2 protein-coding genes are annotated in these 5,501 nt (G+C 27.6%); both read right to left on the bottom strand.

From position 1 onward, the window contains the following. Window positions 1-123: 123 nt before the first annotated feature. Complete coding sequence (cas13b, locus tag SY27_RS06340) at window positions 124-3,591, bottom strand: type VI-B CRISPR-associated RNA-guided ribonuclease Cas13b (protein WP_045968377.1); 3,468 nt, start codon at window positions 3,589-3,591, stop codon at window positions 124-126. Window positions 3,592-4,463: 872 nt separating this feature from the next. After that, window positions 4,464-5,501: T9SS type A sorting domain-containing protein (locus SY27_RS06335; RefSeq protein WP_045968375.1), on the bottom strand; the 1,038-nt coding region annotated here is incomplete at its 5' end.

Raw genomic sequence — 5,501 nt, 5'->3', positions numbered from 1 at the left:
TAGATATTAAAAGGGGTTCTTGTATGTTTTCAATAAAAAAAATGAGCTTTTAAGACAGATTGTTATGTAAAAATAGTCATTTTTTAATTTTTAGTAGTACAGTATTTCAAAGAGCTGTTATTATTACTTTAGTTTTTCTTTAAACTCTTGAATGATATTTTGGCATACTTTGTTTAAATATTCTGAAAAATTTTCGTTTTCATTTTTTGAATACAGTTGTAAAGAAAAGTTAAATAAGTTTTTGTCAATCAATTGATTGTGTGCAAATTTGTTTCTAATCATAATGAGTAAATACCCTTTTTTTATATTGTCATTATTGAGGATTAGTATATCACTAAAATTAATTTTAAATACATCTTCTTTACTTTTTAAAATTTCGATTTCTTCAATTTCATGGTTAGGTATAATTTTATTTAAAACTCCTTCAATTATATATTTTTTAAAATTAGGATTACAATCTTTTTCAAACTTTTCAGGATGTTTTCTTTCTGCACTATACTCAGTTTCTTGCTCTAAAAGAAATTGTTCAAATTGTTGTATTTGTTTTAGTAGCTTTTCTCTTCTAATTGTTTCATAACTTTCTAATTCGGTATTTATGCTGTATAATTTTTTTGTAATATCACCATCGTTGTTTAATGAAAAATCCCATATTCTATCATCATAAGAGATTAAATGTGCTATTTTATTGTCAGTTAAAAGGTTTTTAAACTTTCCAATGTCTTTTATTTTTGTTTTTGCAATGATTCTTCCATTGTGAGTATTAATTTCAACTTGTTTTTTCCAAATAAAACTTTCATCAGGTGTTTGTTCGTTTTTGGCTTTGCCTTTTTCAATTTCTCTTTTTTCTTTGGAAGTATAAAGATCCTGTAAAGATCCTATAAAAGATTGTTCGAATAGTTTTTGATATAAAAAATCAACCATCTGTTTGATGTAAATATCTTCAATTTTTAAATTGTTTATGCTTCTTTCTAATTTGTATTTGTGTTTTTTAAGGTTGGTAATTGCTTTAGGCTGTTCTAAAGGTAAATTGTAAAAATCTTGAAGAATAGTTTGTTTTTTGGCATAAATAAACCAGTTAGCAAACAGATGTTGGTTATTTTCTTTGTTTGGGTTTTTCCCATTTATGAAAGTAGGTTTCTCTTCAAATATACCTCTTGATAAATTGATAGGTTTAGTAATAAGTTCGTTTATTTTAGTCTCAATAGTAGATAATAGATAGATTTTCTTGTCAAAAAAACGAAATAGTTCTGTCCACTTTTTCTTTAGAACTTTAGGACGTACATCTGTCATTGTTTTTAGATTTTCAATTGCACTTAAATAAGTTTCTAAAGTATTTTTTCTATTATCTAAATATTTTTTGTAGAACGTTTCGAAGGTGGAATTGCTTTGAAACATTCTTTTTAAATTTTGTCCAAAGAAAGCGTCAGACTCTAAATTCCATTCTGATTCTAGCAATCCAAGAGCTTCTTTCTTATAATTATCATATTGTGAAATAAATTTTTGTAATTCACTATGTTGGTATCCTTTCCAGTTTTCTTTATTATCTAAAAAACGAAGAATATCATTGGTTATCCATGTAGCTTCAATTCCTATTTCGTTTGTGAAAAATACATATTTTCGATATAGTTTTCTTTTTTGAGTATTTCTTTCATTTCTTTTATAGTTCTGTGCAGATTCTTCATTTTCTTTTATTGTTTCTAATTTCTCATTTGTTTTTTCTATTTCAATAGTGATATCTTTTTCTAGTTTTTCAATATCAATTTTTTTGCCCTCGAAATAAAATGAATCTGTAGTTGTATTAACTATTTTTTTAATAGACTTTGGTATGTTGTCGTTAGTTTTATCGACAGTTGAAGAACAATTTTTTAGAATTTGATATTGGTTTGCTATTTTTTCAATAATTATTTTTTCGAGTTCTTTACCAGTCTTATTTTCTACTAAAAAAGCATATAAAAAAGAATTTAGTTCATTGAAACTTAATAAAGCAGTGGGTTGTTCAAAAGTTACTGTTTTACGGTCACTCGTTTTGTATTTGTCAAAAACAAGATTGATAATTGTTTCTCTATTTTTTTTAGCAGTATTTTGTTGTTTCTTTCTTGAACTTCCAAATATTTTCTTTTTTTCTTTTGCATATTCTTTAGCTAAATCATTAGTTTCTTTACTTTTTTCTAAATCTATAAAAATAGGAATGTTTTCTTTTTGAAAATGATAGCTAGGATTTGGAAATAATTCCCATTCTAACGTTTTTTCTTTGTTTTCTTCTTTTTCAAAATAATCATTTTTCTTTTTATGAATTTCTGTAAGGTTTCCAAAAACATTGATTTGTTGCTTTATTGTTCTGTTAGTTATTAAAGAAGTTCCTCCAATATCTTTTTTTCGATTATCGTGAATATAATTCCCTACGTTAACCATAAATCGTAGTGTGGGAAATTCTGCAAACTCATCTAAAAAACGAATAGCAAAATAAGCAAACTTGTTTTCATACCTTTTTCTAATAACTGGGTGAATAACACGAGAAGCTTCAGAAGAATCATGGTTTTCCTCATTATCTCTCATATATTCATTTATATCTTCAAGAAATAAAGATTTATTTTGTTCTGAAAGGTTTTGGTAAATTTCATGAGGAACTTTACTTAAATAGTCCACCATGTTTACTAAAAGTGTTTCTTTTTCGTGATCCGTTTTTATTCGATGTTTTAATCCTTTATAAGTAAGATGTGAATAAGTCCAGTGTGTAGCCATATTTCTAAGACTATTGTTTTTTAACGTAATCTCTTCATCAGGAATACTAGCAATTTTTCCTTTATAACCTTTTATATTTGCTTTTAACTGTTCTTGTTCTTTCTTGTTTAAGAAAAAGGATAATAAAAATAAGATACCACTTTCAGTTAGTGTGTCTTTTAAAGTTTCATCCTCAGTATTATATTTAGATTTTCTATAATCACTTAGTTCATCATTATATAATAGATGACTAAAAGCACGATTCAAAACCGCACCTTTAATATTTTCGTCAATGTTCCATCCTTTAATTTTTTTCTCTTTTTGCTCAGCTTTCATTAGATTAAAAAGGATAGTCATTTCTTTCTCAAGTCCTTTTTTTAATAATTGCTTGGTTTTGTCTTCTTTTAATTTCTTCTTTTTTATTTCTAAAACTACTTTTAAAAGTATAGTATCGAGTAGTGGAAATAAAGAACCATCAATTATTATTTTTTTGTGATAATAATGAGTGTAATAATTTCTTAGATTATTGATTGTCTCTAATAACAAAATTAGATGCTCCCTAATACTTTTACTTTTATTTTTTTCATCTAAGTCAATGTAAGAAACCACTGGAAAATATTCAGCTAATATTTTAATTCCTCTTTCTAGATTAGTAATTGAGCATTGGTCAGAAAAATAATTAGCAAATATGTTTATACTATCTTTTCCTTGTATTAAAAGTCTTTTTTTAAATTCTTGAGCAACTAAATCAATGTTGTTTTGAGCCAAGTTAAAGAAACCACCGAAATAATGTTTGTCTTCAACTTTATCATGATTATAGGTGATACCTAAACCTAATTCTGTTTTTTCTACAGTAATATTGTTATCCATGTTTCTTTATCTTAAAAAAATATTTACTTAACTAATTTAAGTATTATTAAACGGCTTACCAATTTAAGTTATTGACAGCTACTTGTTCAAAAAAGACTAGTAATATATTCCGAAAATAAACCTTGTCTCTAGGTAGAATTACCTGTTTTTTGCTATTTGTAAATATAATAGAGTGGGGTAAGTATTCCTTACGGAAAACCATAACATGTTTTTTAGGGATTGTATTCGTTAGAAAGCGTTATTTTGTTTCATGTTAAGGTTATAGTGAGTACAAAATACAGAAACAATAGAGTAAAACACGCTTTTCTTAAGTGTTACTTTGTATAATATTCTTGTTAGAAAACAAATAGCTTGTAAAAAGCTGGCTTGCTTTTGATTGGTATATTTTTTCCATATTTTTAATGTTTATTATTAGTTGTGGCATTTTGTTTAAAAAAAATAGAATGCCACGTTTTTTGTGACAAAGTGAAATAATTTTTTAAGATTGTCACAGAAAGTGTGGCAAAACAAAAAAAATAAAAAAAATGACACAAGTTTTTTGAAGAAATTATAAAGGAACTGTATTATAATAAAAAATAACCTGTTGGGTGTAATTAGTTTTTGATAAGCTTTTTTTTGTCAGTTCAAGTAAGAAGCATATTAAAAATATTAAATTCATTATAGAGATTCTGGATGCACATCATTTCGAATATGAAGCGTATCGAGAATTTACACCATTTCATTATATAAAAATCACTCGAACTGAGGTCTTTGATAATTGCACCCAATGAGTTAAAAGTATGAAGAAATGGATTATAGTTGTTTAAAATTAGCCATAGAAAAAGCCTTGTCAATTTAATGACAAGGCTTTTAAATAATTAGAAGAGTTAAGATTATTGTTTAATAACCTTTATTGATTTTACAACATTGTCAACGGTTACATTAATAATGTAAGCACCTGATGTTAAATCAGACATATCTATTTGTGTTGCAGTATTTCCAATTTTTTTAGTTATAACTTCTTGTCCTAATAAATTAAGTACTTGTACAGATGTTATAGCTGAAGTATATGATAGATTTAATACATCTTTAACTGGATTTGGATAAGCTACAAAATTAGCAATATCAAAATTAGCAGTAGATAAAGAAGCGTCAACAGTAAATTTATAATCTTCAACTTCTCCTCGTCCAGACGAGAATGAACAAGCAGTGTCGTCTCCAGGATTAGAATCATTGAAGTCAATCATTACACGCATTCTATAATCACCATCAGCAACTCCAGAAGGAACTGTTATAGTACCTGTGAAAGGACCATTACCATAGCCAGTGGTGCTATAAGCTACTTCAGTTGTGTCAAATATTAAATCGTTATTCCAGTCTATCCATATAGCACAACCAACAGTACCAGATACTATTGCTACGCTAAAATCTACAGTTGCTCCAGGACCCTGACTTACACTCATAGTATTGTACATGTCGTCATAATTTCCTGTTGAAAAACCAGAAGAAGCGTGATCTATATTAACAGCACCATTAGTAGTGGTAAAAGTATCAATATAGGTAGATGAACTTGTCCCTGAAGGAATACAATGTCCTGTGTAGAATGTAAATGGACCACTCCAGCTACTTAAATCACCACCACCACAATCGGCTTGTACATAAAATTCGTAAGAAGTATCAGAAGATAATCCTGATAGTGGATGAGGGTTAGTAGTAGTTCCAGTAATCATAGTTCCAGTCCCTTGAGTAAATCCAGTTGTTCCCCACTCAATGTTCCATGTAGTAGCTGTTCCACCGTCAGTCCARCCTAGATCGGCTGTARATKCAGTAACATTAGTTGCTGTTAATGCCAATGGCTCAGGACATGATGGAATTGCTTCCCAAACTACATCATCAATTGAAATATAATTATAACTAGAAGAATATTCTAC

Origin of the sequence: Flavobacterium sp. 316, assembly GCF_000967805.1 — a bacterium.
GTDB lineage: Bacteria > Bacteroidota > Bacteroidia > Flavobacteriales > Flavobacteriaceae > Flavobacterium > Flavobacterium sediminilitoris.
This window is presented reverse-complemented; position numbering and strand designations above follow the sequence as displayed.